Raw genomic sequence first — 25,226 nt, 5'->3', positions numbered from 1 at the left:
GGGAGCAACCTGCCTTCCTCGGAAACGCTTCGTCACAGGCCCGGCACGGGGATCGTCGCGACCTTGAAGATGGGGGTCTTGACCTCGAAGGTCGCGCCGATGACCCGCGTCATGACGGAGTTGATCTGCACGTTGACGGTGCCGGAGATGGTCGTCGCGGCCCCGGCGCTCAGCGTCGCGGCGCCGCCCGCCCCCAGGTTCAGGGCGCCTCCCGCGTTGACTCCGACCAGGCCCCCGCTGCGCATGTTGATCGTGCTGCCGCCCTGGATGCTGAGGGGGCCGCCGCTCTTGATGGTCAGGGAGCGTCTGGCGCTCAGCGACAGGTCGGTGCCCGCGTCCACCGACACCGAGCGGCTGCCGGTGATGCTGACGGAGCCCTTGCTGTCGACGGTGATCTCGGTCTTGGTGCGGTCGAGGTTGATGGTCAGCTTGTCGTTGCCGCTGGCGATCCGCACGCCCTGCTTGCGCCCGCCGGTGCGCTGGCTGAGCAGGTCGACCCGGTTGCCCTGGCGGTCGGACAGGGTGTGCCGCACGGCCTTCTTCTTCAGGCCGTCGTGCAGCGGCACGTCGCTCTTGGTCGGCACGTCCCGGCCGTTGTAGAGGCCGCCGATCACGAACGGGTGGTCCAGCGCCCCCCGGTCGAAGGCGACCAGCACCTCGTCGCCGACGTCCATCGGGAAGATGCCGCCGCCCGCCACGCCGCCCATCTGGACGCTGCGCGCCCAGTCGCTGACGTAGGTGTCGTCCAGCCACGGGAACTGCAGCTTGACCCTGCCCTGCTTGAGGGGGTCCTGCACGTCGGTGACGATGGCGTTGGCGACGCTGGGCAGCCGGGTGGCGCTCGCCGGGTCCGAGCCGCCGCCGCCGCCCGAGGCGAGCCCGTACAGGGAACGCCACTGGCGTCCGCTGACCGTGATCCAGGACTCGTAGGCGACGCCGTCGCCGAAGTGGTGGCGTACGGAGGTGACGGTGTACTTGCCCTCGAAGGGGGTGCCGACGTCCGAGAGCGCGACGGGGACGCCGGGCCGCAGGTCGGGGTGGCCGTTGGCGGCGACCTCCAACTCGGAGAAGGAGGCGGTGACGTCGGAGGCCAGGGCCTTCGCGGCGTTCTGCACCTCGTCCTGCTTGTCGTACGGGTTGGCGGTCTCGACGAGTTTGCCGGGCTTGAACTTGCCGGCGGCCGTGCCGGGCGTCCACTTGATGCTGATGCCGGGGTCGGTGGTGGCCGGCGCTATTTCGGTGATCTTCTTCTTGGTAGTGACGTTCCAGCCGCGCGACTCGACCTTGCCGATCTGGTCGGCGGCGGTGACGGCGGCCCGCAGCCGCAGGATGTCGTGGCCGGCCTGGAGGACGAAGGCGCTCTGGTCGCCGTCCGTGTTCGGCGAGGGAGCCCCGGCCGACGGCTTGGGCGTGACGAACCGGAACTTCCCCTTGGAGTCCAGGTACATGATCATCTTGTTCTCGTCGGCGAGCCGGGCGAGGAAGTCCCAGTCGGTGACGTTGGGCTGGGCGATGAACGCGTAGGTGCCCTTGGTCGGCTGGATGCGGCCGACGGAGACGCCGTCCATCTGGACGAGCTTGCGGGCGATGTCGGAGGCCTTCTGGTTGCGGTACGCGGCCACGCGGCGCTGGCGCATCAGCCGGTGCCCGTAGTCGTAGCCGCGGATGACGGTGAAACTGCCGGTGCCGTCGTAGTCGGTCTCCAGGCCGGTGACCTCACCGGTCAGCAGCGGGTTGTTCTTGCCCTGCCCGTCGGCGATCGGCGTGATGACCACCTTGGTGCCGAACTGCACGTTCAGGTCGCCGAGGAGCCGGTGGTAGGGGTCGCGGAAGGTGAGCCGGAAGGCCGCCGGCACGTTGACGCCCTGGTCGACCCAGCCGTCGGTGAGCATCGGGGCGATGGTGTCGGGCAGCTTGGCGCCACCGATCTTCACCTCGACGATGCTGGAGAAGGAGGGACGCACCATCAGTGAGGCACCTCCTCGGTGGCCGGCAGGATGAGTTCGGTACCGGTCGGCAGGTGGGACGGGTCGTCGATGCCGTTGGCCTCGGCGATCACCCGCCACGCGTTGGCGCTGCCGTACTCGCTCCAGGCCAGCGACTGGAGCGAGTCCCCCGCGACGACCCGGTGCACGCGCTGGGCGGTGAGGGCGCCGGAGGTCGGGTTCTGGTTCGGGGTGGGGCCGGGAATCTCCACCAGGCCCATCTGGCAGGTGGCGCGGATGGGGACGCCGGCGGTGCCGAAGAGCGTGTACTGGGTCTCGATGGAGGCGACGTAGGCGTTGAACCGGGCCGTGGAGAACGAGCCCCACTCGAAGATCACCCAGGGCGGTGACGGCTGCTTGGCGGCCAGGCTCTTGGCGGTGACCTCGCAGCAGATCAGCAGCGACTCGACCTTCTTCATCACGGTGTTGCCGCCGGGCTTCATGGAGGAGTCCAGGAAGATCTCCAGGGTCATCTCCCGCGGCTCGGCGCCCATGAACTGCGGCTTCGCGGCCTTCCGCACGGCCGCCGTCGGGGTCGCCTTCCACTGGGAGCGCTGACTGATCGAGAGCTGCGCCGGGTTGAACTCGAACGGGAACCGCTTGATCAGCCCACCGGGCGAGGTGGACTTGCCGGTGGGCGGCTCGTGGATGGCGAGGTTGGCGCGTACGAGGCTCTTGCCGGCGCCCTTGCTGCTCTTGGCCATGGTTCTTCCTCTCTGCTCCGCGGCGCCGTCAGTCCGTGAACCCGTGGTGGGCTATCTCCAGGACCTCGTTGGCCACGGACGCGCTGCCGGGGTCGAGGCTGGGGCCCTGCCAGCTGACGGGCAGGACGTCGATCAGCCCCCAGCGGGCGACCAGCGACCCGTCCGCGCGCAGGGCGGAGATCTGCGCGGTGGGCCGCTGGATGCCGGTCTGCACGGACGAGATCCACTTGGCGACCTTCGCCGTGTCCGGGGTGAGGGGGCGGGTCAGCCGGATGTTGGAGTAGGTGACGCGGGTGGGCAGCTGCCAGACGAAGCCGTTGTTGCCGCCCTCCTGGCGCTGTTCCACCTCCACCTGGGTCGACAGGCCCTCGCACCCGTTGAAGTAGCCGAGGCTCTCGCCGTCGATGGCGAGGCTGAACCAGATGGAAGAGCCCGGGTCCTTACGGGTCATCGGGGGTCGACCTTTCTTGTCGGGGAGCGGTGGCGGCGGGCTTGGCCCTCGGTGCGGTCCGGCCGTCCGGCGGGGCCGGTGCGGGTCCGGTCAGCGCGGGTCGCGCAGTCTGCCGATCCGTTCGCGGTCCATACGCAGTTCGGTGCGGACGAGACGGGTGACGCGGCCGATGATCCGGTGCACCAGTTCGTCGAGCTGGAAGTCGGTGAGTTGACGCGGGTCGAACCCGCCCTCGGGGACCGCCGTGTACGCGGGCGGGGGACCGTCGGGGGGCGGTGCGCCCGCGCCCGCCTCGTACGGCGGCGGGGGGTCGCTGTACGGGGGCGGCGGTTCGTCCGGGCCGGGCCGGGACGGCGGGGGGTCCAGCCGGGTCAGGTTGTCCACCACGGTGGCGGCCGTGGCGGAGGCCAGGGCGGCGGTGGTGTGTCCGGCGCGGCGGGAACGGCGGAAGGAGAACCGCTGGACCGGCGGCATGTCGCCGGACACGGCGCCGGGCGGTGCCGTGTCCGGCGTGGTGTCCGCGGGCCCCGCCTGCGTGGCGACGGGCATCTCGGGCCGGGCCGCCGACGGCCGGGGCGGTGTCAGCGGGGCCACCGGGAGCGGGGCTCCGGTGGCGGCGCCGGGGGACACGGGCTTGCGCAGGGGTACGGCCTTGGCGGGCGCGCGCTGGACGACGGGAGGCGCCGCCCCGCCGCCACCGGGCAGCGCCGGGGGCGTGAGGTGCGGCGCCGCCGGGGCCGCTTCCGTGGCCGCTGCCGCGAAGGGCGGGACGGCGGACGTGGCCAGGGCGGCGAAGGGCGGTGTGGCGGATGTGGCGGGCGGGGTCAGGGCCGTGAAGGGCGGTGTGGCGGATGTGGCGGCGGCCGTGGTCGTGGCCGTGAAGGGCGGTGTCGTGGGCGCGAAGGCCTGGGCGGTGGCCCGCTGTACGGGCGGGGGCACGTGACCTCCGGTCGTGGAGGGCGCGGGAGCCGGGGACCGCGTGGTGAGCGACGTGGTGTCGGGCGGGGGCGCGGAGAGGGGCGCGCCGAGCGGAGAACGACGCGCGGGCGCCCCGGCCGGGGCGGCCGGGGCGGCCGGGGACGTCGGTGTCGGAGCCGGTGTCGGTGTCGGAGCCGGTGCGTCCGTCGGTGCCGGCGTCACGGCCGGACGGACGGCGCCGACCGGGCCGGACGAGGTGGGCGCGCCGAGCCCCGGACGCCGCCCGGCCGCGCTGCGCTGCACGGGGGTCGCCGGGGCTGTCGTCCTGCCGGTCTCCGGCCGGGACAGCGGTACGGCGGGCGTGGGCGCGGTACGGGTCCCGGGTGCGGTGGGCGAGGCGGGTGCGGTGACCGTGGGGGCGGGGCCCGGGTCGGTCGGTGCCGACGGCTTGGCCGGTGCCGCCGGGGCGGCGGAGGGCGGCGCGATCGGGTCGTCCGTGCGCCGCTCCGACGCCCGCTGGACCGGCGGTAGTGGTGCGCCGCCCGGTTGTGCCGAGGACGGCCGCGCGGGCGGCGACGGCTGGGCGGCCGACGCCCGGCGCTGGACGGGCGGCCGGACGGCCGGGGCGGCGGGAACGCCGGGTGCGGTCGCCGAGGGGCGCCCGCCTCCGGTGGCGTCGCCGGTGCCGGTGGGGCGTGCGCCGGACGGCGCCGCCGTGTCGCCGCCGGACTCGGCGGCCGGGGTGGTCCGGGCCGCGGCCTGCCGGGTCGGCGCCCCGGCCGTGGGCCCGTCGGCCGGTGCCGCGGCTCGCTGGACCGGGGGACCGACGGGGGTGGCTCCGGCCGACGGCGAGGGTGCCGCCGGGCCGCCGGTGGGCGGGGCGCCGCTGCCGGCCGCCGGGGTGGCGGCGGACCGGGAATCCGCCCGGCGCACCGGGGCCTGCCCCTGCGCCGCGTCCGAGGTGGTGCCGGACGCGGGCGGGGCCGTCCGCCCATGGGCGTCGGACCCCGGCTCGGGCTGTGCCGCGGCCCGTTGCACCGGGGCACCGGGCGTGGTCTGCGGCGAACCGGTCCGGCGGTCACCGGCGGACGCGGGGCGGTCCGGCTGCCCGGCGGCTCGCCGGGTGGCGGGTGCGGCGTCGCCCGCCGGGGGAGTCGTGCCGCCGTCGGTGCGGCGTACGGCACGCTGCACCGGCGGCGCCCCGGCCGTGGCTCCGCTGCCCGCCGGTGCGGACGCCGGGCTGTCGCCGGGGCGTACGGCGGGCCGCCGTGCCGGGGCGGCGGACGCGGGGCCGCTGCCCGCGGCGTCGGTCGGCGCGGGGCCGGACGGCCGTGCCGCGGCGCGCTGGACCGGCGGGGTGCCGGGTGCGGAGCCGCTGTTCGCCGGAGCGGGCGTCGACGGGTCGCCGCCGCTGGACGGTCGTGCGGTGGCCCGTTGGGCGGGCGGGGCGGTGGACGTGGAGCTGTCGCCCGGTGCGGTGGCTGCCGGATCGCCGCCGCCGGGCTGTGCCGGGGAGCCGGTCGGGCGTGCGGTGGCGCGCTGGACCGGGGGCGTGCCGGGTGCGGTGGCGCTGTCGGCCGGTGCGGGGGTCGAGGGGGTGCTGTTGCCGGACGGCCGTGCGGTGGCCCGCTGGACGGGCGGTGTGCCGGGCGTGGTGCTGCCGGTCGGTGCGGTGGTCGCCGGGTTGCTGCCGGGCTGTGCGGTGCCGCGTCCGGCCGGGGCGTCGGTTGGCGCGGGGCCGGACGGCCGTACGGCGGTGCGCTGGACCGGCGGCGTACCGGGTGCGGAGCCGCTGTGCGCCGGAGCCGGGCTCGACGGGGCGCCGCTGGACGGTCGTGCGGTGGCCCGTTGGACGGGCGGCGTGCCGGACGCGGAGCCGCTGTTCGCCGGTGCGGGGGTCGAGGGGGTGCTGCTGCCGACCGGGCGTGCGGTGGCGCGCTGGACCGGGGGCGCACCCGGTGCGGTGCCGCTGTCGGCCGGTGCGGGGGTCGAGGGGGTGCTGCTGCCGGACGGCCGTGCGGCAGCCCGCTGGACGGGCGGTGTGCCGGGCGTGGTGCTGCCGGTCGGTGCGGTGGCCGCCGGGTTGCTGTCGCCGCGCTGTGCGGTGCCGCGTCCGGCCGGGGCGTCGGTTGGCGCGGGGCCGGACGGCCGTACGGCGGTGCGCTGGACCGGCGGGGTGCCGGGTGCGGTGCCGCTGTGCGCCGGAGCCGGGCTCGACGGGGCGCCGCCGTCGGGCCGCCGTACCGGGGACGCCGGTGCCGTCGCGTCGCCGGACGCGCCGGGGGCCGGTGCGGTCCCGGGAGCGGACTCCGCCCGCTGGACGGGTGCCCCGGTCGGTGCGGGCGCCGGGGTGACGGAACCGTGGGCCGGGGCGGCGCTCGCCGGTGCCGGGCCGGGGTCCGGGGCGGCGCTCGCCGCCGGTGCCGAGCCGGGGTCCGCTCGGTCGGCGTCCGCCGACGAGGGCGCCGTGCCGGACGACGCCGGGGCGGCTCCCGTGGTCCGGCGGCTCGCCGGCAACGCCCGGCGCTGCACGGCCGGCGATCCGGACGGGGCCCTGGTGAGCGACTGGCGCGGACGCGGGGCTGCGGGCGGCGCGGGTACCGGGGTCACCCGGACCCCGCGGGAGGCCGGGGCCGGTGCGCTCGCGGGCACGGCGGGCGAGGCCGGCGCGGCGGAACGCGCCCGCTGGACCGGCGTGGCCGCGGGCGCGGTCGGCGACGTGTTCGCCGTCGGGGCCGCCGACGGCCTGGGGCCCGCCGCAGACGTACCCGACGCACCACCGCGCGCCCTCGGGGCGGAGCCCGTGGGCGCGGTCGGCGCGGTGGCCGCGGCCGGTGCGTCCGCCGGTATCGCGCGCAGCGGCGCGACCGGCATCCGCTGCACCGGCAGAGGGCCGGCCGGGCGGGCCAGCGGCGTGGACGAGGTCTGCCGGGCCGACGCGTCGAAGGCGCCGGACAGCAGACTGTCGCCGGCCGCCGGGTCGAGTACCCCCGGGGACGGCGCCCGGGTGAACGACGGGTCCTGCCACGTCGGAAGGCGGCCGCCGAAAGCCGCGTCCGCCACCCCCGTGCGGTCCGCTCCCGTGGCGCGCTGGATCGGCGGCAGGCCCGTCCAGGCCGCGACGGCCACGGGCGCGGGTCCGGGCGCGGATGCCGCACGTTCGCCCGCGCCCGGGTCCGGACGCGAGCCGGTGTCCGCGGGCGGACCCGTCTCCGCGGGCGAGTCCGCCGCCGATGCCGCGGTCCCGCCCCCGTTCCCGTTTCCCTCGCCGCCGTCGCGACGGCCCCGCAGCCGGTCCAGGAGTCCCACCGATCAGCCCTCCGCCGTGCCTCGCGTCACGAGGGACGCGATCTGGTCCGTGTACCGGCGGCGGTCCTGGTGTTCCAGGTCCAGGATCGCCTCCAGGCTCCAGTGGAAGTGGTAGGCGACGTACGCGATCTCCTCGTGCAGCCGGTCGGTCGCGTACGTCACGATTCCCCCAGGCGGCTCCCGCCGAGTTCCACCTCGAAGGGCTCCGAGCAGTGCGGGCACTCCACGGCCGCCCGGGTGTGCCCCTCCGCGTTGATCTGGCGGTAGAAGTCCTGGAGGAACGCCAGGTCGGAGGCGAACATGTTCTCCACGACGCCGTCGTGCACCATCGCCAGCGTGCCCAGCCGGGTGATGACCCGGCCGAGCAGCACCACCGACAGGTACGCCGGGTTCTCCTGCACCCGCACGTCGCGCAGCGGGATCAGCTCGTCCCGTGCCGTCGACAGGCGCATCACACCGTCCCGGTGCACCGTGCCCGACTCGTCGACGTACCCGCGCGGCAGCTCGAAGGGGAACTCGGTCTGCATCTGCTGCCTCGGGGCGGTGTCGACGGGGGGCCCGGCGGGAGGGCCGGCCGGAGAACCGGCCGGCGCCTCCGTCGGCGCGGCGGCGGGAGCCGAACGGGGGAAGTCCGCTCCCGCCGCCGCGGTCTGGGGTGCCGCGGCGGGTGCCTTGGCGGTGCTACGGCGCATTACTCGACGACCAGTTCTTCGAACACGATGGTGATGGTCTCGGTGAGCGCGTTGGTGTCACCCGCCTTCAGGGTGCCCGCCACGACCTTGCTGCACCAGGCGTTGCGCAGGTTCCAGCGCTTGACCGGGTTGTCCTCGTAGTCCATCACGATGATCGTGGCGTTCTTGCGGGCGGTGGCCATCCGGCCCGCCATGGAGTCGTTGATCCACTGGGTGAACACCGACGACTGGCTCATACCGCGTTCGACCTGGACCGAGCCGTCCTTGGCCACACCCGGCATCAGGGTGACGTTGTTGCGGCCGGTCGTGCCCTGGTTCTGCTGGTACCTGATGACGTCCTGCTCGATCTGCAGGTTGGAGACCGAGTTGAGGTACTCGACCATCACACCGTCGATCTGGATGCCGAAATTCGGTGCGACGAGTACGTCTTCGGGTTTGGGGAGAGACATGAGTTCGCAGTCCTTCTAGAGGATGTGGGACAAGGGCGGGGGCGCGATCCGCCTACTCGTCCAGTTCGCCGCCGCCGCTGGAGAACTGGGCGAGCCGGAAGATGACGAACTCGGCGGGCTTGACCGGCGCGATGCCGATCTCGCAGACGACCCGGCCGAGGTCGACGGACTCCGGCGGGTTGGTCTCCTCGTCGCACTTGACGTAGTAGGCCTGGTCGGGGCTCTGGCCGAAGAGGGCGCCGTTGCGCCACTCGTTGACCAGGAACGCGGAGACGTTGCGGCGGATGCGGGCCCAGAGGTTGTGGTCGTTCGGCTCGAACACCACCCACTGGGTGCCGATCAGGATCGACTCCTCCAGGTAGTTGAAGTACCTGCGGATGTTCAGGTAGCGCCACGCCGGGTCGGAGGAGAGGGTGCGGGCACCCCAGACGCGGATGCCGCGGCCCGGGAAGGAGCGGATGCAGTTGACGCCGATCGGGTTGAGCAGGTCCTGCTCACCGCGGGTGATCTGCAGCTCCAGGTCGACGGCGCCGCGGACCACCTCGTTGGCGGGGGCCTTGTGCACACCGCGCTCGGAGTCGTTGCGGGCCCAGATGCCGGCGACGTGACCGCTCGGCGGGACCAGGCGGGACTGGCCGGTGGCCGGGTCGAACGACTTGATCCAGGGGTAGTACAGGGCGGCGTACTTGGAGTCGTAGCCGGCCGTCTCCTGGCGCCAGACGCGGATCTGGCGGGCGTTCTGGTTCGGCGGCGGGTCGATGATCGCGACGCGGTCGCCCATCAGCTCGCAGTGGGCTATCAGGCCGAGCTGGACGGCCTTGACGGCCTCCAGGTCGATCGCGCCGCGCTGGTAGGCGGCCATCAGGTCGGGCACCGCGACCATGGAGATCTCGTCGATCGCCTCCAGGCCGCCGAAGCCGGTGCGGTCCGAGGAGTCGCCGAGGTACTGGGCGGGGCCGGGGTGCGCGCTCTCGGCCTGCCCGGCCGGAACGGCGGGGGCGGCGGACGGCGGCGCCGGCAGCGTCAGGCTCTGGTTCTCCGGCCGGACCAGCTGCGCGGACGGCGCGGCCTCGGTCACGGTGATGAGCTTGGAGCGCTCCTTGACCTGCGTGACGACGTAGGAGCGGTTGCCCTTCTTGGCGCTCACGTCGAAGGTCTCGACCGGCTTGTCGCCGTCCTTGACGATCAGCTTGAAGCGCTCGGCGGGGCCCTCGCCCTCGGGGTCGGCGACCTCGACGGTCAGCGGGCCGCTCTGGCCGGCCGCGGTGGCCGTCACGGCGAAGGTGCCGAGCTGCTTGGGCTCGGCGGCCGGCAGCGCCTTGGCGGTGCTGCCGGTGACGGCCGCGGGGGCGGCGGCGCCGTTGACCGAGCCGTCGGCGGCGGCGTCCTCGGCCGAGCCGCCGACGCGGACAACGTAGGCGGCCGAGCCGCCGTTGTTGAAGAACCCGTAGACGGAGTGCGCGAGGTAGTACCCGCCGGTGAAGTCACCGAAGGCCGCGACGTACTGCGTCCAGTTGGTCACCAGCGTGGGCTCGTTCAGCGGGCCGGTCGGGGCGAGACCGACGAAGGCCGCCACCGACGTGCCCACTCCCTCGATCGGGCGCGAGCCGCTGGCCACCTCCTCGACGTAGACGCCGGGCGACAGGTAGGACGGCATGCTCTGCTCTCCTCGGGGTACGAGACAGGACGCCCCTCAGCCTCACGCGCGCGTTGCCGATGCCGAAACGTCCCCGGGTGCCGGAGCGGGGGCATGTTCCTTGCCCCTGGTCGTGCCCGTTGGGGCAGACTCCCGCCGCATCCCGGCACTTCCCCCCGAAGACCCCTGGCGGACGCCCGGCGTTTCTGATTCAACGTCTTGTGTCGACTGTCAGTTCGCCAGAATGTCATCTTGCGATCAAGCCCCGTTTCGGGGCGCCCCGTCCCGCCGCACCGGGGCGCTGCCCCGCGAAGAGGGGACGGTGACGGCGTGTCAGGAGGGGACCGTCCGTGTCGGACCGCTTGAACCAGACGCACAGGCACCGCCCGGGCGGGGCCGCTCCGGCTCCGGCCCGCCCGCAGGCACGGCAGTCGCCGCCGCTGGCCTCGTTGCAGGCCGCGGCGGGGAACCGGGCCGTGGCCTCGGCGATCCAGCGCGCGGCCGGTACCGCACAGCTCTCCAAGGCCCCGGCACCGGAACGGGCGACGACCTCGTCGACGCCGGACGACCTGCAGATCACACCGGTGACGGAGCCCGAGCAGCAGGCGGCCGTGGACGAGGTGGCGGAGCAGAAGAAGAAGGTCTCGGACGCCTCGGGGGCACGGGCGGACGCCGTGGCCGAGGTGCGGAACCTGACCGGGACGGCGATCGAGGCCCGCAAGAAGGAGTCGGACGCCCGGGACAAGGCGGAGGCGCTCGAGCGGGAAGTCGGGGACGCGAAGCGGGGAGAGCGGAGTTCGCTCGAGAAGGCGCGAGAGTCCACGAGCGAGGCGAACGCGGCGACGAAGAGGCAGCGGAGCTCCCTCGAGGAGGCCGGGAGGCACGGCGAGACCGAGAAAGAGAAGGGCGCGGCGGCCGAAGAAGCCCGCAAGCAGGCGGATGGGTTCAAGAAAGAGGCCGAGGCCGCCGAGCAGAGGCGGAAGGACGCCGCGGACTTGGTGGCCCAGCTCTCGGCAACGATCGAGCAGGCCCGGAAAAGTCAGGCGGAAGCCGAGGCAAGGGTGCGTCGGTTCTCGCGCCGGGCGGAGGAGGCCGCGGCGCAGCTGAAGGCCGCCGACGAGACGGCGCGCACGGCGGGGGACGTCGAGGACAAGGCGCAGGAGCAGGCGGCCGAGGCCGAGGTCGAGGCGGAGTCCGAGGAGCAGTTCGCGGCGGCCATGAGGAAGCGGACCGTCGAACTGGCCACGGCGCTGAAGGAGGTGAAGGCGGCCAAGGAAGCGGCGAAGCGGAGGAACGAAGAGGCCGAGGGAGCCGGTGCCTCGCAGAAGGAGGCGGAGGAAGGCCAGGAGGAGGCCGCCCGGCTCCGGGACGAGGCCAACGAGAGCGCGAGGGAATCCGCGGAACTGGCGAAGAAGCTGGACCGCGAGGCCAAGGCGGCGACGGAGGCACGCGAAACCGCCGAGCAGGCGGCGGCCGGCCACGGGAGAACCGCGAAGGACGCACAGGACAAGGCCGAGAAGGCCCAGGCCGAAGCGGCCGGGTACGCGAAGACCGCGGGGGAGAAGCAGACGGAGCACGACGCCGCCCTCGCCGCGTTGACCCGCCTTGGGCGGGAGGCCGCCGGCGCCCGGCAGCGCGCGGCGGCCGCGGCGCAGGGGCAGCTGCGTCACGGGACGGCCGAGGACACGGCGAGGACGGAACTGGCCGCGGCGAAGGAGACCGAGAAGAAGGCCGCGGAGGAGAAGGCGGCCGAGGAGAAGGCGGCCGAGGAGAAGGCGGCCAAGGAGAAGGCGGCCAAGGAGAAGGAACCGGCCGGCGCCGAGAAGACGGACGGGTCCTCGCGCAACGGTGTCGCGCGCGCGGCCGACGGTGTCGGGCACGGGGCCAAGAAGGCCTCCGCCAAGACCAAGCCGTGGGCCGACGTCCCCGACACCGTGGTTCTCCGCGGCAGTGCGCCGCCCGGGGCGACGGTCCAGTCGGCATCGATGAAGCACGGGGACCACGGGACGGCGCACGACACTGTGATCCAGCAGAGCGTCGAGAACCCGATCAACCTCGTCAGCGACGTGACCGGAACCGTGAACGACATCGCGGCGATCAAGGAAGCCGCCGGCAAGCGGAACGAATCGGGCCCGGCTTCCCATGCGCACCGAAAGAACTACGTGGGCAAGCCCCTCGGTCTGGCGAGCAGCTCCCAGATGGCCGCCAACGACGTCCTGAAGATCGCCAACACCGGCACGAAGGCCGCCGGAGACCTGGCGGGGACGGCCGCGCTCGCAGACGCCGGCGGTGCCCTCACCATCTCGTTCTCGGCCATCCACGTGGGCCGCGACAGCAGGGTCATCAAGAACACCCACGCCCAGCGCAAGAAGCTGAAGGACCACTTCAACGACGTGGCCGCGAAGCGCGACCGAAAGCTCCAGGACGTACTGAACGACCTGGGGAGGGCCGGCGTCGGCCTGGCCGAGAGGGTGTCCGGACTCGGGGACTCGGAGGACGGCCTGAAGGCCGTCGAGGACCAGCAGGCCCGCGTCGAGAACCTCCGGACGGAGGTGCGGGAGCACATGGCCGCCGCACGCGAGTACGTGGTGCACAAGAAGAAGTGGAAACTGGGGCACCGCTTCGCCAACCTGACGGGCAACCTCGCGCGCATCGCAGCAGGCGCCGTGGCGATCGCCGCAGCCACGGGTGCGGTCACCGGCGGTGTCGCTCCTGGCGTCGCGGGCGGTCTGACGGCGGGGTTCCTGGGCGGTCTCGCCCTCAAGAAGAGCGTGAAGAAGGCCAACAAGCGCTACATCTCGGTACGGCAGCCGGACCGCTACGCCCGCACCACGTCGGCGCAGGAGGGAACCGAGGAGGTCAAGGAGCCCGAGACGTCCGAGACGTCCGAGACGCCGAGGATGTCCAAGGACGGTACGAGCCGGCGAGGCAGGAGGCGTGACGCCTGGAAGGAGGCGGTCACGGTGACACACTCCATCAAGCAGGGGAAGCGGCAGCTCAGGGCGCAGGAGATCTACGCGGTCGCCGCCGGACCGGCCGTGCCGGTGGGCAAGGACGTTCCCCAGGACATCCGGGACGAGGCACGTGAGTTCCTCAAGGAGCTCAAGTGCGGTCCGGACGACCACAACCAGAAGGAAGCGGAGTGGCTGGCGTCGCTCAACGACCCCGAGAAGCAGACGGAGTGGGAAGAGGCGATCGCCAAACAGCTCGGCTCGCTCTGAGCGCCGTGTGCCCCGGGGCGTGTCCGGACACGACCCCGGGGGCCGTTGCCCCCGGTGTTGCCCGCGCAGACCTGTCGGCGGCGGGAAAGCTCCGGTAGGGCTAAGGGTCACACGTCCGCTGTCGAAGGGAGCGCATGGTGCGCGCGCACGAGGAAGCCGCCGACCAGCAGGCCGCCCGGGGCGGCCGCGCTCCGCACCGGGCCGCGCCCGCGCCCACCACCGGAGTGCGCGGAGCGCCGATGACCCCGGCGACCGCCCTGGCGCTCCAGAGCACCGCGGGCAACGCCGCCGTCCAGCGCGTCGTCGCCCGGGATGCGCACCAGCACGGCCCCGGCTGCGGGCACACCGTCCAGCGTCGCATCGACCCGGACGCGCACCAGCACGGCGCGGGATGCGGGCACGACGGGATCGACGACCGGAGCCCCGAGGGGCAGCACCAGCTCCTGCAGGAGGCCAAGGAGTCGCCCAGCTCGACGCTCCCCGGCTCCTTCCTCGACAAGGCGGTGCCGTTCTACGACAATCCCGCCCTCGCCGGCGCCCGCATGCACACGGGCCCGGTCGCCCAGCGCGCGACGGCGGCGATGGGGGCCGAGGCCATGACGATCGGCATGGACGTGTTCCTCGGCCCGTCCGCCATCGGCAACGAGGAGATCCTCGCCCACGAGGCCAGCCACCTCGACAAGAACAGCCGGGGAATCACGGAGACGGGCAGCGGGAGTGGCGGCAGCCCCGCCGTCACCGACCCGGGCCAGGGTTCCGAGGTCGCGGCCGTGAACGACGGAGCGGCCTTCAAGGCCGGGCACACCACCGCCCCGTCCCTCGTCGCCCAGCGATCGGTCGCGGACCAGGTGGAGGACGCGGAGTAGTCCCGGGCGCCGCACGAACGGCCCTTTGGGGCAACGCCTTCTGCCCCGCCAGGTCCTGACGAAGTGCCGGACCGGCCGTAGCGTCGGCGTGTGAGCCTGTGGACTTCGCTGGAGCCCGCGTCCGCGACTGTGGACCCCGGCAGTAGTACGCGTGTGCGCCTGAGGGTGCGTAATACCGGTGACGTGGTGGATGAGTACCGGTTCGAGCCAGTGGGGGATGTGGCTCCCTGGACGACGGTGGAGCCGCAGACGCTGCGGTTGTATCCGGGTACCACGGGGACGGTGGAGCTGACGTTCGCTCCTCCCCGCACCTCCGACGCGGTGGCGGGGCCGAATCCGTATGCGGTGCGGATTCTTCCGACGGAGCATCCGGATGCGGTGACGGTTCCGGAGGGGAACCTGACGATCACGGCGTTCACCGAGGTGCGGGCCGAGTTGGTGCCGCCGACGGTGAAGGGCCGGTTCCGGGGCCGGCCGCGGCTCGCGGTGGACAACCTGGGCAATACGAAGGTGACGGCGTCGATCGCGGGCAGTGATCATGGTGATCATCTGTCGTACGAGGTGCGGCCGGGGAATGTGCAGATCGAGCCGGGTCGTGCGGCGTTCGTGGAGACGACGCTGAAGCCGAAGCGGATCATCTGGTTCGGTGCGAAGGAGGAGCGGCCGTACACGCTGGCCGTGCGCCGGTCCGGGGTTGATCCGACGGAGATCGAGGGGACGTATGTCCAGCGCGGGTTTCTGCCGCGTTGGCTGGCGACGTTCTTCGGGATCTTCCTGGCGTTGGCGATCGCGTTCGTGATGATCTGGATCGCGTACAAGCCGCAGGTCCGTACGAGTGCGACGGAGCAGACCGAGCAGGCGGGTGTGGCGCTGGCGCCCAGTCCGAGCGCGACTCCGGAGACGCTCCCCAGCAGTGCCGAGTCCGCCCCCGAGGCGGAGCCCGAGCAGCCGGCCTCCGAGAAGCCCGAGAACGACGGCGCCGGTGACGGCGGTGGAGGCGACGGCGGCGACAAGGGCGGCGGCGGGGAGTCCAAGAAGCCCGCCAAGCCGGACGTGGTCCCCGCCATGAACGTCATGCTGCGCAACGCCACCACCCATATGTGCGCCGACATCCCCGGACGGGACAAGGGCAAGATCAACGGAATCGTCCAGCAGGCCAACTGCCACGAAGAGGGCGACAACGAGTTCTGGAACCTCGAGGTCAAGTACGAGAACGGCGGTCCCAACGGGGCCAAGCTCTTCCAGATCCGGAACGTCACGGACCAGCTGTGCATGGACCTCGGTGAATACGGTGCTCGCCCGGAGGGAACGGGGGTCGCCGAGTTCCACTGCAACGGCACCAAGGCGGACAACCAGCTGTGGTGGATCGACAAGCAGGCGAGCGGCGACTACTGGATCCGCAACTTCGCCAGTGCCCACAAGTGCCTGAACGTGAAGGGCCAGAACGGTGGCACCGAGACTCCGCTGAACATCGCCACCTGCACCAACACCGACGACCAGGAGTGGGAGATCATCCACCCGTCGAAGGACTGACGCCGGGTCCGAAAAGTCGTACGATCAGGTACCTCGGGGCAGCGAGTACTGCCCCGAGTGCCGCTGACCGCTGGGGAGTTCACCCGTAGCGTCGGCGTGTGAGCCTGTGGACTTCCCTGGAGCCCGCGTCCGCGACTGTGGACCCCGGCAGTAGTACGCGTGTGCGCCTGAGGGTGCGTAATACCGGTGACGTGGTGGATGAGTACCGGTTCGAGCCAGTGGGGGATGTGGCTCCCTGGACGACGGTGGAGCCGCAGACGCTGCGGTTGTATCCGGGGACGACGGGGACGGTGGAGCTGACGTTCGCTCCTCCCCGTACGTCTGATGCGGTGGCGGGGCCGAATCCGTATGCGGTGCGGATTCTTCCGACGGAGCATCCGGATGCGGTGACGGTTCCGGAGGGGAACCTGACGATCACGGCGTTCACCGAGGTGCGGGCCGAGTTGGTGCCGCCGACGGTGAAGGGCCGGTTCCGGGGCCGGCCGCGGCTCGCCGTGGACAACCTGGGCAATACGAAGGTGACGGCGTCGATCGCGGGCAGTGATCATGGTGATCATCTGTCGTACGAGGTGCGGCCGGGGAATGTGCAGATCGAGCCGGGTCGTGCGGCGTTCGTGGAGACGACGCTGAAGCCGAAGCGGATCATCTGGTTCGGTGCGAAGGAGGAGCGGCCGTACACGCTGGCCGTGCGGCGGTCCGGGGTTGATCCGACGGAGATCGAGGGGACCTATGTCCAGCGCGGGTTCCTGCCGCGTTGGCTGGCGACGTTCTTCGGGATCTTCCTGGCGTTGGCGATCGCGTTCGTGATGATCTGGATCGCGTACAAGCCGCAGGTCCGTACGAGTGCGACGGAGCAGACCGAGCAGGCGGGTGTGGCGCTGGCGCCCAGTCCGAGCGCGACTCCGGAGACGCTCCCCAGCAGTGCCGAGTCCGCGCCCGTCGAGCAGCCGCAGGTGCAGCAGCCGCCGGGCACCCAGGAGCCGGAGAAGGACAAGGGCGACGGCGACGGCGGCGACAAGGGCGGCGGCGGGGAGGCCAAGAAGCCCGCCAAGCCGGCCGCGAAGCCGGTGGTTCCCGCCCAGAACATCCTGCTGCGGAACACCACCAGCCACATGTGCGCCGAACTCCCCGGACGGGAGAAGGGCGAGCTCGACGGACCCGTCCAGCAGGCCGTCTGCGACGACACCGACGGGGACAACCAGATCTGGAACCTCGAGGTGAAGTACGCGAAGGCCGGTCCCGGCGGGACGGACCTCTTCCAGATCCGGAACATCAAGGACCAGTACTGCATGGACCTGCCCTACCACGGTGCCGTTGCCGTGGGGACGCCCGTCACCGAGTTCAAGTGCGACAGCACCAGCGCGACCGACAACCAGTTCTGGTGGGTCGACAAGCAGGAGAGCGGGGCCTACTGGATCCGCAACTTCTCCAGCAACCAGAAGTGCCTCGGCGTCGAGGGCGCGAACGGCGGCGCCCTCTTCTCCAAGATGGTGCTCGACAACTGCAGCAACGTCGACGACCAGGAGTGGGAGATCATCCACCCGAAGAAGGGCTGACGGCCGGAGGGGGCCCGGCGGCCGTCACCAGCCGCCTTCCCCCGGTACCAGCCTCCCGGCCTTGCGGTACTCGCGGCGGGCGCCCTCCAGGAGGTCGTCCGCCGTCACCATGTCGTCGCGCCCGGCGGCCAGGTACGCGGCCGTGACGACCGCGCTGCGGATCGAGCCGCCGGCCAGCTCGAAGTCCCGTGCCAGCACGCCCGGGTCGATGCCGTCGGAGGACGGGACCCGCGACAGGCTGTGCCGCCACAGCGCCAGGCGCTGCTCGACGTCCGGGAACGGGAAGTCGACGACCAGGTCGAGGCGCCGGGTGAACGCCTCGTCGATGTTGGCGCGCAGGTTGGTGGTGAGCAGGGCGATGCCGTCGAAGGACTCCAGCCGCTGGAGCAGGTAGGCGCTCTCCATGTTGGCGTACTTGTCGTGGGCGTCCTTGACCTCGGAGCGCTTGCCGAAGACGGCGTCGGCCTCGTCGAAGAGGAGCACGGCGTCCGTGCGGTCGGCCTCCGTGAAGATCCGCTCCAGGTTCTTCTCGGTCTCGCCGACGTACTTGTCGACGACCGACGACAACTGGACCACGTACAGGTCGAGGCCCAGGTCGGCGGCGACCACCTCGGCCGACAGCGTCTTGCCGGTGCCGGACTCGCCCGCGAACAGGCCGAGGACGCCCCGGCCGCGGCCGCCGCCCGCGCTGAGCCGCCACTCGCCGAGGACCCGGTCGCGGTGGCGGGCGCGCAGGGCCAGCTCGCGGAGCTGGACCAGGGGTTTGTGGGGCAGTACCAGGTCCTGCCAGTCCACGTCCGGCCGGATCCGGCGAGCGTGGCTCTCCAGCCCGGAGGCCGACTGACGCCGGGCGGCGAGCCGGACGTGCTCGGCCGCGACCGGGGTGCCGTCGAAGGCGGCGAGGGCCTGGGCGGTGTGCGCGGCCCGCTGGATGCGGTCGCCGCCGAGCCGGTACGGGGCGACGGCCGTGGCCAGGTCGAAGCCGTCGGCGTCGGCTCCCAGCGCGGCCCGCCAGACGGCCACACCGCCGGCCCGGCGGCCCGGGGCGTCCAGGACGAGCGGGTCGGCCGGGGCCCAGTGGGGGTCGTAGGGGCGCGGGTCCGTCATGAGTACGGTCACGTCGGTCGCGGCGGTCAGCGCCCGCACGAACGGGCCCGGCTTCTCGGGCAGGCCGGACACCACGATCGCCCGGCCGCCGAGGCGGGCCTCGCGCAGCAGCTCGGGTACGTGGTCCTCGGGGGCGGTGCAGCGCAACGCGTCGACACCCGCGGCGTCCAGGACGGTGGCGAGGGCCGCCAGGCCGTCGCCCTCGCGTGGTTCCCGCAGGTAGGCGGTGAGCGGGCCGTCCTTCAGCCTGGCGGCCAGGCGCCGGACGAAGACGTCGGTGTCGCCGCCTGCGGCGGGCAGCGGGCCCGGCATCGGGAGCAGCAGGCCGAGGAGCGCGGCGTCCGGGGTGTCGTCGCCGAGGAGGTGGCCGACGAGCCGGTCCGGGATGCGCAGCGAACGGGTCAGGAAGGGACGCTCGGGTTCCTCGACCTCCAGCAGGCCCAGGGCGCGCAGCGGGGCCGAGGCGTGGAAGCGGGCCCGGGCCGTGACCACGTGCGCGGGCACCCCGCACAGATCGAGGGCGAGGCCCACGGTGGCGCGGCGGCGGCTCACGTCGTTGTTGAGGTAGCCGTAGAGCGGCTCGAAGGTGCGGTCGACGTCCGGGGCGAGGGCGACGAGCAGGGCGCTTGTGTCCAGCTCGGTCAGCCCTGCCTGCTCGGCCAGCCGGGCCAGCCGGTCCCCGAGGCCGGCCGGAGCGTGGGCGGGGACGGGCTCCCCGGGCCCACCCGCGCCCGCGGGCTCGCCGTCGGCGTCGGCGGACGGCCAGGTGCGCAGCAGGTGGTGGACGGCCTCGTCGGGCAGGTACAGGCCGCGCAGCGGATCGTCGGCCGTGGGGTCGTCGGCGGTGCGGTGCTCGACCAGCGCCGCCACCCGCTCCCGCAGGACTTCGAGCCGGGCGAGCAGCGCCCGGCCGGAATCGCCGGGCGGGGCGCCGGCCGGGGTGCCGGTGGTGGAGGCGGGGGCGGGGGCGGGAGCGCGGGTGTCGGCGGTCGTCACGGTCGTCACTGTCGTTTCGTGCGGCCGTCCGTCACGGCCTTGCGGGCCGCGCGGGCCGCCGCCACCTGGTGCGGCCGGTGCGAGCGGCCCTCGGACATCGGCGGGTCGCCCTCGACGCCGCCGATCCGGACCGTCGCGCCCTCGGTGACCGGGGGCCCGGCGTCGTACTCGGGGTAGGCCGGGAAGGGCGCGGTCACCACCAGGTCGAGGGACGGCTTCAGCTCGCCGCCCAGGGCGGACCAGATCTCGGCGAGGGAACGGGACTCGGTCTGGACACCGGCCACCGTCATCGGCACCGGCAGATTCATCGCGCCGAGCGCGCCGGGGAGTTCGTGGGGCGGCAGCTGCTCGCGGGGCAGCAGCGTCGCCAGTACGGCGGACAGCAGCCGGTGTTCGTCCTGCGGGGTCTTCGTCCAGGCGGTCACCAGGTACGACAGCCGGAACCAGCGGGGCGGCTGGCGGCGCTTGACGACGATGTCGTCCTGGTCGCGCACCGCCACCTGGCCGCGGTGCCGACGGCCCACGTCCTCGCGGATGTCGTACAAGTAGGCGTTGACCACGGGCGCGTTGCGCCGGGCCGCCCAGTCACGGGTGGGTGCCTCGAAGGCCACGTCGATGCCCGAGTCCGTCAACGCCCCTCCCTTGAGGAGGGCCTTGAGGACCTCGTCCACCTCGTGGATCACGCTAGCGCTCCCGCTCTGCCCGCACTCGAGTCCGCGCGGCCCGCCCGCTGCCGCCGGTCACCGGTGGCTGTCACCGATGCTCTCACCGATCGTTCCTCCGGGCCGTCCTGCCCGCACGCGCCCCGGGGACGACGGACGGGCAGGATGCGGTGCCCGTGCGGACCGACGGGTCCGCTCTCGATTGCCCGTTCGGTCAGATGTAGCCTTCCCTGAGGGCATAGGCCACGGCGTGGGCGCGGTTGCGCAGATGAAGCCGCGTGGTGAGTCCGTGCATCACGTTCTTGACGGTGCGTTCGGAGTAGGACAACTTGCCGGCGATCTCTCCGGTGTCGAGACCCTCGGCGACCAGCCGCAGGACGTCCACCTCTCGGGGTGCGAGGCCCAGCGAGGGGGCGCCGGGGCGACCCGCCGCGCCTCGGTGCAGCGTGCCCACCTGGCTGATGAGCCGGCCCAGCAGGTCGGCCGGCAGGTCGCCGTCGCCGCGCGAGGCGGCCAGTACGGCCTGCACCAGGCGGTGGGCGGTGGCCTCGTGCCGCCAGACGATGGCGCCGACGCCGCACTCGACCACGTCGAGCAGTTCGCTCTCGCGGATCGCACCGATCACGAGTACGGCGCGCGCGCCCTCGCTGCGCACGATCCGGCGCAGCCGGGTGAGCGCCGCGTCGTCGAGCGCGTCCTCGATGAGCAGGGCCACCGTGCCGGGCCCCGACTCCTCGCGCAGGTCGATCTCCGGGTGCCGGCGCAACTGGCTGACCGCGCCCTCGCGGCTGATCGGGTCCGGAGCGGACACCGCCACCGGGACCCGCCGGTCGGTGACGCCGACCGCTTTGCCCGGACCGTGCGCGGACGCCACGGATGTCGCGGATGTGATGGATGTGGTGGTGTTCCGGGGTGAGTTGAGCAACCGTTTCCCCCCTGTTCACGTGCCCGCACTCCGGCACAGGCCGGTAGCGGATGTGCGGGTTCCACACTTATGGGACTGCTGGGACTTCGCAATCGTGGAGCACCACGAGGCACACCACGAGACCAGCGTGCCGACCGCGGCAGGCGGCCGTCGCGCGGGCGTCCCGGCAGGCCGGAGGGGTCCCGCACGGTCGCGGGGGCCCGTGGCGGCGGCCGCGGACCACCGTGACCCGCGCCACTTCGCACCACCGTTCACCGCAGTCGTTCGTCTGACACACCGGGGGAGCACCATCCACCACAGGAGGCACCGATGACCGGACCGCTCCGTGAACGCGACGACGCCCACGCGCTGTTGTCCGCCGAGATCGAGCGCGCCCGGGCCGGCAGCGGCCGCCTCGTCCTGCTGCGCGGCGCCAGCGGCACCGGACGCACCGCCGTACTGGAGACCGCCGCCCGGCACGCCGAGGACCGCGGCCTGCGGGTGCTGCGGGTGCGCTGCTCGCCCGAGGACACCTCGGTGCCCTTCGCCATGGTCCTCCACCTCCTCGGGCCGGTACCGGAGTTCACGGACACGGCGCCCGGCGGCGACGACCGGGGCAGCGCGGCCCGGCTGTGGCGGCTGCTGCGCTCCTACGCGGCCGAGGGACCGGTGCTGCTGGCCGTCGACGACGTCCACCTCGCCGACGACTCCTCGCGCCGCTGGCTGACAGAGGCGGCCCGGCACGTCGACCGATTACCGGTACTGCTGGTCGCCACCGAGCGCAGCCAGTACGACGTCGACCCGCGGCCCGCCGGACTCACCCAGGCGCTGTCGCCGTCCCTGGTGCGCACCCACACTCTCGCCCCGCTCAGCGACTCGGCGGCGGCCGCGCTGGTCCGCGAGGCCTTCCCGGACGCGTCCGCGCGCTGGACCGAGGAGTGCGTACGGGCCGGTGCGGGCAGCCCGCTGCTCCTGCACGCCCTGCTGGACGACCTCGGCGGCACCCCGCACCCCGACGGCGTCCCGCCGGTGCCGGACAGCTGCGCCGCGCTGTACCCCGGGTCCTACCCGGCCGCCGTCTCCTGGTGGCTGAACAGCGCGGGCCCCGCGACGGCCGACGTGGCGCGCTGCCTGGCGGCCCTGGAACAGGCCTGGCCCACGGGCCCGCCGGACCACCGGGCCGCCCTCCGGCATGCCCTCCCACGCCAGCGGGCGGCTGCCCCGGGTGCCGCGTACCGGCAGGCCCCGCCGTCGGACGGCGTGTACCGGGAGGCGTCGCCGTTGGCCGGTGGGTACGGGCAGGCGTCGCCGTGGGACGGCGCGGACCGGCCGGCGTCGTCGGATGCCGCGTACCCGCGGGCGTCTGCGCCGGGTGCCGCGTACCGGCAGGCCCCGCCGTCGGACGGTGCGTACGGGCAGGCCCCGCTGTCGGCCGGTGGGTACGGTCAGGCGTCGCCGTGGCACGGCGCGGACCGGCAGGCCTCGCTGTCGGACGGCGCGGACCGGCCGGCGTCGTCGGATGCCGCGTACCCGCGGGCGTCTGCGCCGGGTGCCGCGTACCCGCAGGCCCCGCCGTCGGACGGTGCGTACGGGCAGACCCAGTTGTCGGCCGGTGGGTACGGTCAGGCGTCGCCGTGGCACGGCGCGGACCGGCAGGCCTCGCTGTCGGACAGCGCGGACCGGCAGGCTTCGCCGTTCGGTACCGCGGACCGGCAGGCGTCTGCGCCGGATGCCGCGTATGGGCAGGCCCCGTCGTCGGACGGCGTGTACGGGCAGGCCCCGCTGTCGGACGGTGCGTACGGGCAAGCCCCACTGTCGGACGGCGCGTACGGGCAGGCCCCGCTGGACGGCGTGTACGGGCAGGCCCCGCCGTCGGACGCTGCGTACCCTCAGGGCTCGGTGGTCGGCGCCGTGCGTCGGCACACCCATGAGACGCCGACGGCGCGGACACGTCGGCCCCGGGACATCGCGCCGGGCTGCCGGGACGTGTGGAGCGCGGACCCCGGCGGCGGCGCGGATCCGCGGTCACCGCTGCCCGGCGGTCCCGGTCCCGGCGCGGAGCTGCCGGAGCACGGCCCCTATCCGCACCCCGACGAGCTCGCCGGACCCGCCGACGGGGTGCCGTACCCGGTCCACGGGCCGTACGACGGGCCGTACGACGGACGAACCGAGTCCGCGCCCCGCGCCGCCTACGGCCGCACCGGACCGCCCGCCCACGCGCCGCACCGGACGACGCTGTGGCGCACCCCGTCCCCGCCCCCGGCGCAGGGGTCGGCCGGGGACCCGGTCGACGTGCTCGCCGAGGCGGCCGGGGCCGACCCCGCGCGGATCGAGGGCTGGCTCGCCGCCATGACGCGGCTCGGTCTGCTGCGCCCCGACGAGGGCGGCCGCCCCCGCTACGCGCACCCGTTGCTGCGCGACGCCGTACTGACCGGCTGGCCCCGGCCGCGCCGCGAGGCCGTGCACCGGTCGGCGGCGGAGGCGATGCTGCGCCGCGGCGACCGTGTCGAGGCGGTCGCCCGGCATCTGCTGCGCACCCCGGCCGTCGGGCTGTCCTGGGCGCTGCGCGTCCTGCGCGACGCCGTGACCGTCGCCGTGCACGACGCCCGGCCCGCCGACGCCGTCGGCTATCTGCGCCGGGCGCTGGACGAGCCGGTGTCCGACGATCTCAGGCAGCGGCTGCTGACCGAACTGGGCTCCCTGGAGTACGCGTCGGCCGACACCCCGGCCGCCATCGCCCGGCTCGCCGAGGCCCAGCACCTGCCGGCCGAGCCGCGCAACCGGGTGCGTACGGCCGTCGCCCTCGGCACCGCCCTGGCGGGACGCGGCGAGATCCGGACGGCGATGGAGGTGCTGCGCCGCACCGAGGGCCGGCTGTCCGGCCACCCGGGCCTGGCCCGCACCGTGCAGACCGCCACCGCGCTGCTGTCCGACGAGGACCTGGCGACCCGGCAGGAGGTGTACCGGTGGCTGTCCGAGACCGGCCGGCACTCCCCGGAGCTGGTCGGCACCGCGGGGCAGGCCCTGCTGGTGCGGTACGCGGCGACGGCCGCGCTGATCTCCGCCGACGAGGCGATGGCCCGGGTGCGGGACCTGCTCGCCCAGCCCACCGACCCGCTGGCCGAACCCTTCCTCCTCGGCACGGCCGCCGCCGTCGCCCAGTGGGCCGACGAACTCGACGAGGCCGAACGGCTGGTGGAACGCGGCCTGGCCGGACAGCACCCCGCCCTGCTGCACCCGATGCAGCACGCGCTGCTCAACACCCGCGCCGACATCGTTGCCTCCCGCGGCGACCACGCCCGGCTGCTCGCCCTCGCCGCCGACCGCGGGCCAGGACCCGGCTCCGGACCCACCAACCGGGACGCCCACGCCCTGATGGCCCTGGTGCACACCGGCCGCACCGACGAGGCCCTGCACTACGCCGACCGGTTCGACCTGCGCGAGGTGCCGGAGAACTGGGAGCTGAACCGCTACCTGTACGCGCGGGGCGTGCTGCGCGCCGCCACCGGCGACCCGGCGGGCGCCCTGCACGACTTCCTGGAGTGCGGGCGCCGCCAGGCGGCCCGGGAGGTGATCAGCCCGGTCGTCACCCCGTGGCGGACCGCCGTCGCCGAATGCCGGCTGGCGCTGGGCGGCGGCCCCGAGGCGCTGGCCCTGGCGACGGAGGAACTGCGGCTGGCCCGGGTGTGGAACACCCCGCGCACCGTGGGCCGCGCCCTGCGCGTGCTGGGCACCGCCACCGGCGGGCGCCGCGGCCTGGAACTGGCCGAGGAGGCCGTACGGACCCTGCGGGACGCGCCCGCCGACACCGACATGGAGCTGATCCCCGCGCTGCTCGCCCAGGGCCGCCAGCTCCTGGGCGCGGGCGAGCGCGGACGCGCCCGGGCCCGGCTGCGCGAGGCGGCGGAACTGGCCGAACGCAAGGGCGCCCTGCGCTGGCTCACCCTGGCCGGGCAGGCCCTGCGCGAGGGCGGCGCCCGCGGCCCGGTGGCGTCCCGCACCGGCGCCGACGCCCTGACCGGCAGCGAGCGCCGGATCGCCGAACTGGCCGCCGACGGCCGCACCAACACCGAGATCGCCGACCTGCTGCACCTCGCCCGGCGCACCGTGGAGACCCACCTGACCAGTACCTACCGCAAGCTGCGGATACGGCGCAGGACGGAGCTGCCGGCCGCCCTGGAGCGCGGCGGGCGCCGGGAACGGGAGCCGCGCCCCGACGCCCGGTGCTGAGGACCGC

At 74.0% G+C, this 25,226-nt stretch carries 16 protein-coding genes; 5 read left to right on the top strand and 11 right to left on the bottom strand.

Annotated elements, in window-relative coordinates; translation table 11 throughout:
• Positions 1–32 precede the first annotated feature (32 nt).
• The 8 genes from R2E43_RS17155 to R2E43_RS17120 all read right to left on the bottom strand — a co-directional run bounded on the left by R2E43_RS17155 (position 33) and on the right by R2E43_RS17120 (position 10,165).
• Positions 33–1,967, bottom strand: coding sequence for a VgrG-related protein (locus tag R2E43_RS17155; protein WP_016326832.1), 1,935 nt, complete (start codon positions 1,965–1,967; stop codon positions 33–35).
• Positions 1,967–2,689, bottom strand: coding sequence for a CIS tube protein (locus R2E43_RS17150; protein ID WP_003974728.1), 723 nt, complete (start codon positions 2,687–2,689; stop codon positions 1,967–1,969). Before R2E43_RS17150 ends, R2E43_RS17155 begins: the two co-directional genes overlap by 1 nt.
• A gap of 28 nt (positions 2,690–2,717) precedes the next feature.
• Positions 2,718–3,140, bottom strand: coding sequence for a phage tail protein (locus R2E43_RS17145; protein WP_003974727.1), 423 nt, complete (start codon positions 3,138–3,140; stop codon positions 2,718–2,720).
• Positions 3,141–3,230: 90 nt separating this feature from the next.
• Positions 3,231–4,079 carry a flagellar biosynthesis protein FlhF gene (locus R2E43_RS17140; protein ID WP_332056333.1) on the bottom strand — a complete coding sequence of 283 codons (849 nt, stop codon included), beginning with the start codon at positions 4,077–4,079 and terminating at the stop codon, positions 3,231–3,233.
• Positions 4,080–7,370: 3,291 nt separating this feature from the next.
• Positions 7,371–7,529, bottom strand: coding sequence for a DUF6760 family protein (locus tag R2E43_RS17135; protein WP_007450918.1), 159 nt, complete (start codon positions 7,527–7,529; stop codon positions 7,371–7,373).
• A complete protein-coding gene (locus R2E43_RS17130) occupies positions 7,526–8,059 on the bottom strand; it encodes a hypothetical protein (protein ID WP_003974724.1) in 534 nt (177 codons plus the stop codon). Before R2E43_RS17130 ends, R2E43_RS17135 begins: the two co-directional genes overlap by 4 nt.
• Complete coding sequence (locus R2E43_RS17125; protein WP_003974723.1) at positions 8,059–8,508, bottom strand: phage tail protein; 450 nt, start codon at positions 8,506–8,508, stop codon at positions 8,059–8,061. The genes R2E43_RS17130 and R2E43_RS17125 overlap by 1 nt, the downstream gene beginning before the upstream one ends.
• Before the next feature lie 52 nt (positions 8,509–8,560).
• Entirely contained in the window at positions 8,561–10,165 is a 1,605-nt protein-coding gene (locus tag R2E43_RS17120) for a phage tail sheath subtilisin-like domain-containing protein (RefSeq protein ID WP_003974722.1), read from the bottom strand.
• Positions 10,166–10,494: 329 nt separating this feature from the next.
• On the opposite strand from R2E43_RS17120, the gene R2E43_RS17115 reads away from it, so the two are divergent.
• The 4 genes from R2E43_RS17115 to R2E43_RS17100 all read left to right on the top strand — a co-directional run bounded on the left by R2E43_RS17115 (position 10,495) and on the right by R2E43_RS17100 (position 17,320).
• Positions 10,495–13,365, top strand: a complete 2,871-nt coding sequence (locus R2E43_RS17115; RefSeq protein WP_332056332.1) for a hypothetical protein — start codon at positions 10,495–10,497, stop codon at positions 13,363–13,365.
• A gap of 134 nt (positions 13,366–13,499) precedes the next feature.
• Positions 13,500–14,231, top strand: a complete 732-nt coding sequence (locus R2E43_RS17110) for an eCIS core domain-containing protein (RefSeq protein ID WP_016326837.1) — start codon at positions 13,500–13,502, stop codon at positions 14,229–14,231.
• Positions 14,232–14,321: 90 nt separating this feature from the next.
• A complete protein-coding gene (locus R2E43_RS17105; protein ID WP_011029535.1) occupies positions 14,322–15,764 on the top strand; it encodes an RICIN domain-containing protein in 1,443 nt (480 codons plus the stop codon).
• A 98-nt stretch (positions 15,765–15,862) separates the two neighbouring features.
• Positions 15,863–17,320 carry an RICIN domain-containing protein gene (locus R2E43_RS17100; RefSeq protein ID WP_011029536.1) on the top strand — a complete coding sequence of 486 codons (1,458 nt, stop codon included), beginning with the start codon at positions 15,863–15,865 and terminating at the stop codon, positions 17,318–17,320.
• Positions 17,321–17,344: 24 nt separating this feature from the next.
• Here the strand turns inward: R2E43_RS17100 and R2E43_RS17095 are convergent, their stop codons facing one another.
• From R2E43_RS17095 to R2E43_RS17085, 3 genes are all read right to left on the bottom strand, one after another.
• The gene (locus R2E43_RS17095; protein ID WP_030867063.1) at positions 17,345–19,423 is read right to left on the bottom strand and encodes an ATP-binding protein; all 2,079 of its coding nucleotides are present in this window, start codon (positions 19,421–19,423) and stop codon (positions 17,345–17,347) included.
• Between the two features lie 5 nt (positions 19,424–19,428).
• The gene (locus R2E43_RS17090) at positions 19,429–20,106 is read right to left on the bottom strand and encodes a DUF4255 domain-containing protein (protein ID WP_003974715.1); all 678 of its coding nucleotides are present in this window, start codon (positions 20,104–20,106) and stop codon (positions 19,429–19,431) included.
• Between the two features lie 193 nt (positions 20,107–20,299).
• The gene (locus R2E43_RS17085; protein ID WP_011029539.1) at positions 20,300–20,959 is read right to left on the bottom strand and encodes a helix-turn-helix transcriptional regulator; all 660 of its coding nucleotides are present in this window, start codon (positions 20,957–20,959) and stop codon (positions 20,300–20,302) included.
• A 360-nt stretch (positions 20,960–21,319) separates the two neighbouring features.
• On the opposite strand from R2E43_RS17085, the gene R2E43_RS17080 reads away from it, so the two are divergent.
• The gene (locus tag R2E43_RS17080; RefSeq protein WP_332056331.1) at positions 21,320–25,219 is read left to right on the top strand and encodes a helix-turn-helix transcriptional regulator; all 3,900 of its coding nucleotides are present in this window, start codon (positions 21,320–21,322) and stop codon (positions 25,217–25,219) included.
• Positions 25,220–25,226 lie beyond the last annotated feature (7 nt).

The sequence above is a fragment of the Streptomyces violaceoruber genome (assembly GCF_033406955.1).
In the GTDB taxonomy this organism is placed as follows: domain Bacteria; phylum Actinomycetota; class Actinomycetes; order Streptomycetales; family Streptomycetaceae; genus Streptomyces; species Streptomyces violaceoruber.
Note: the sequence above shows the minus strand (reverse complement) of the source record. Positions and strands in the feature narration are given on the sequence as shown.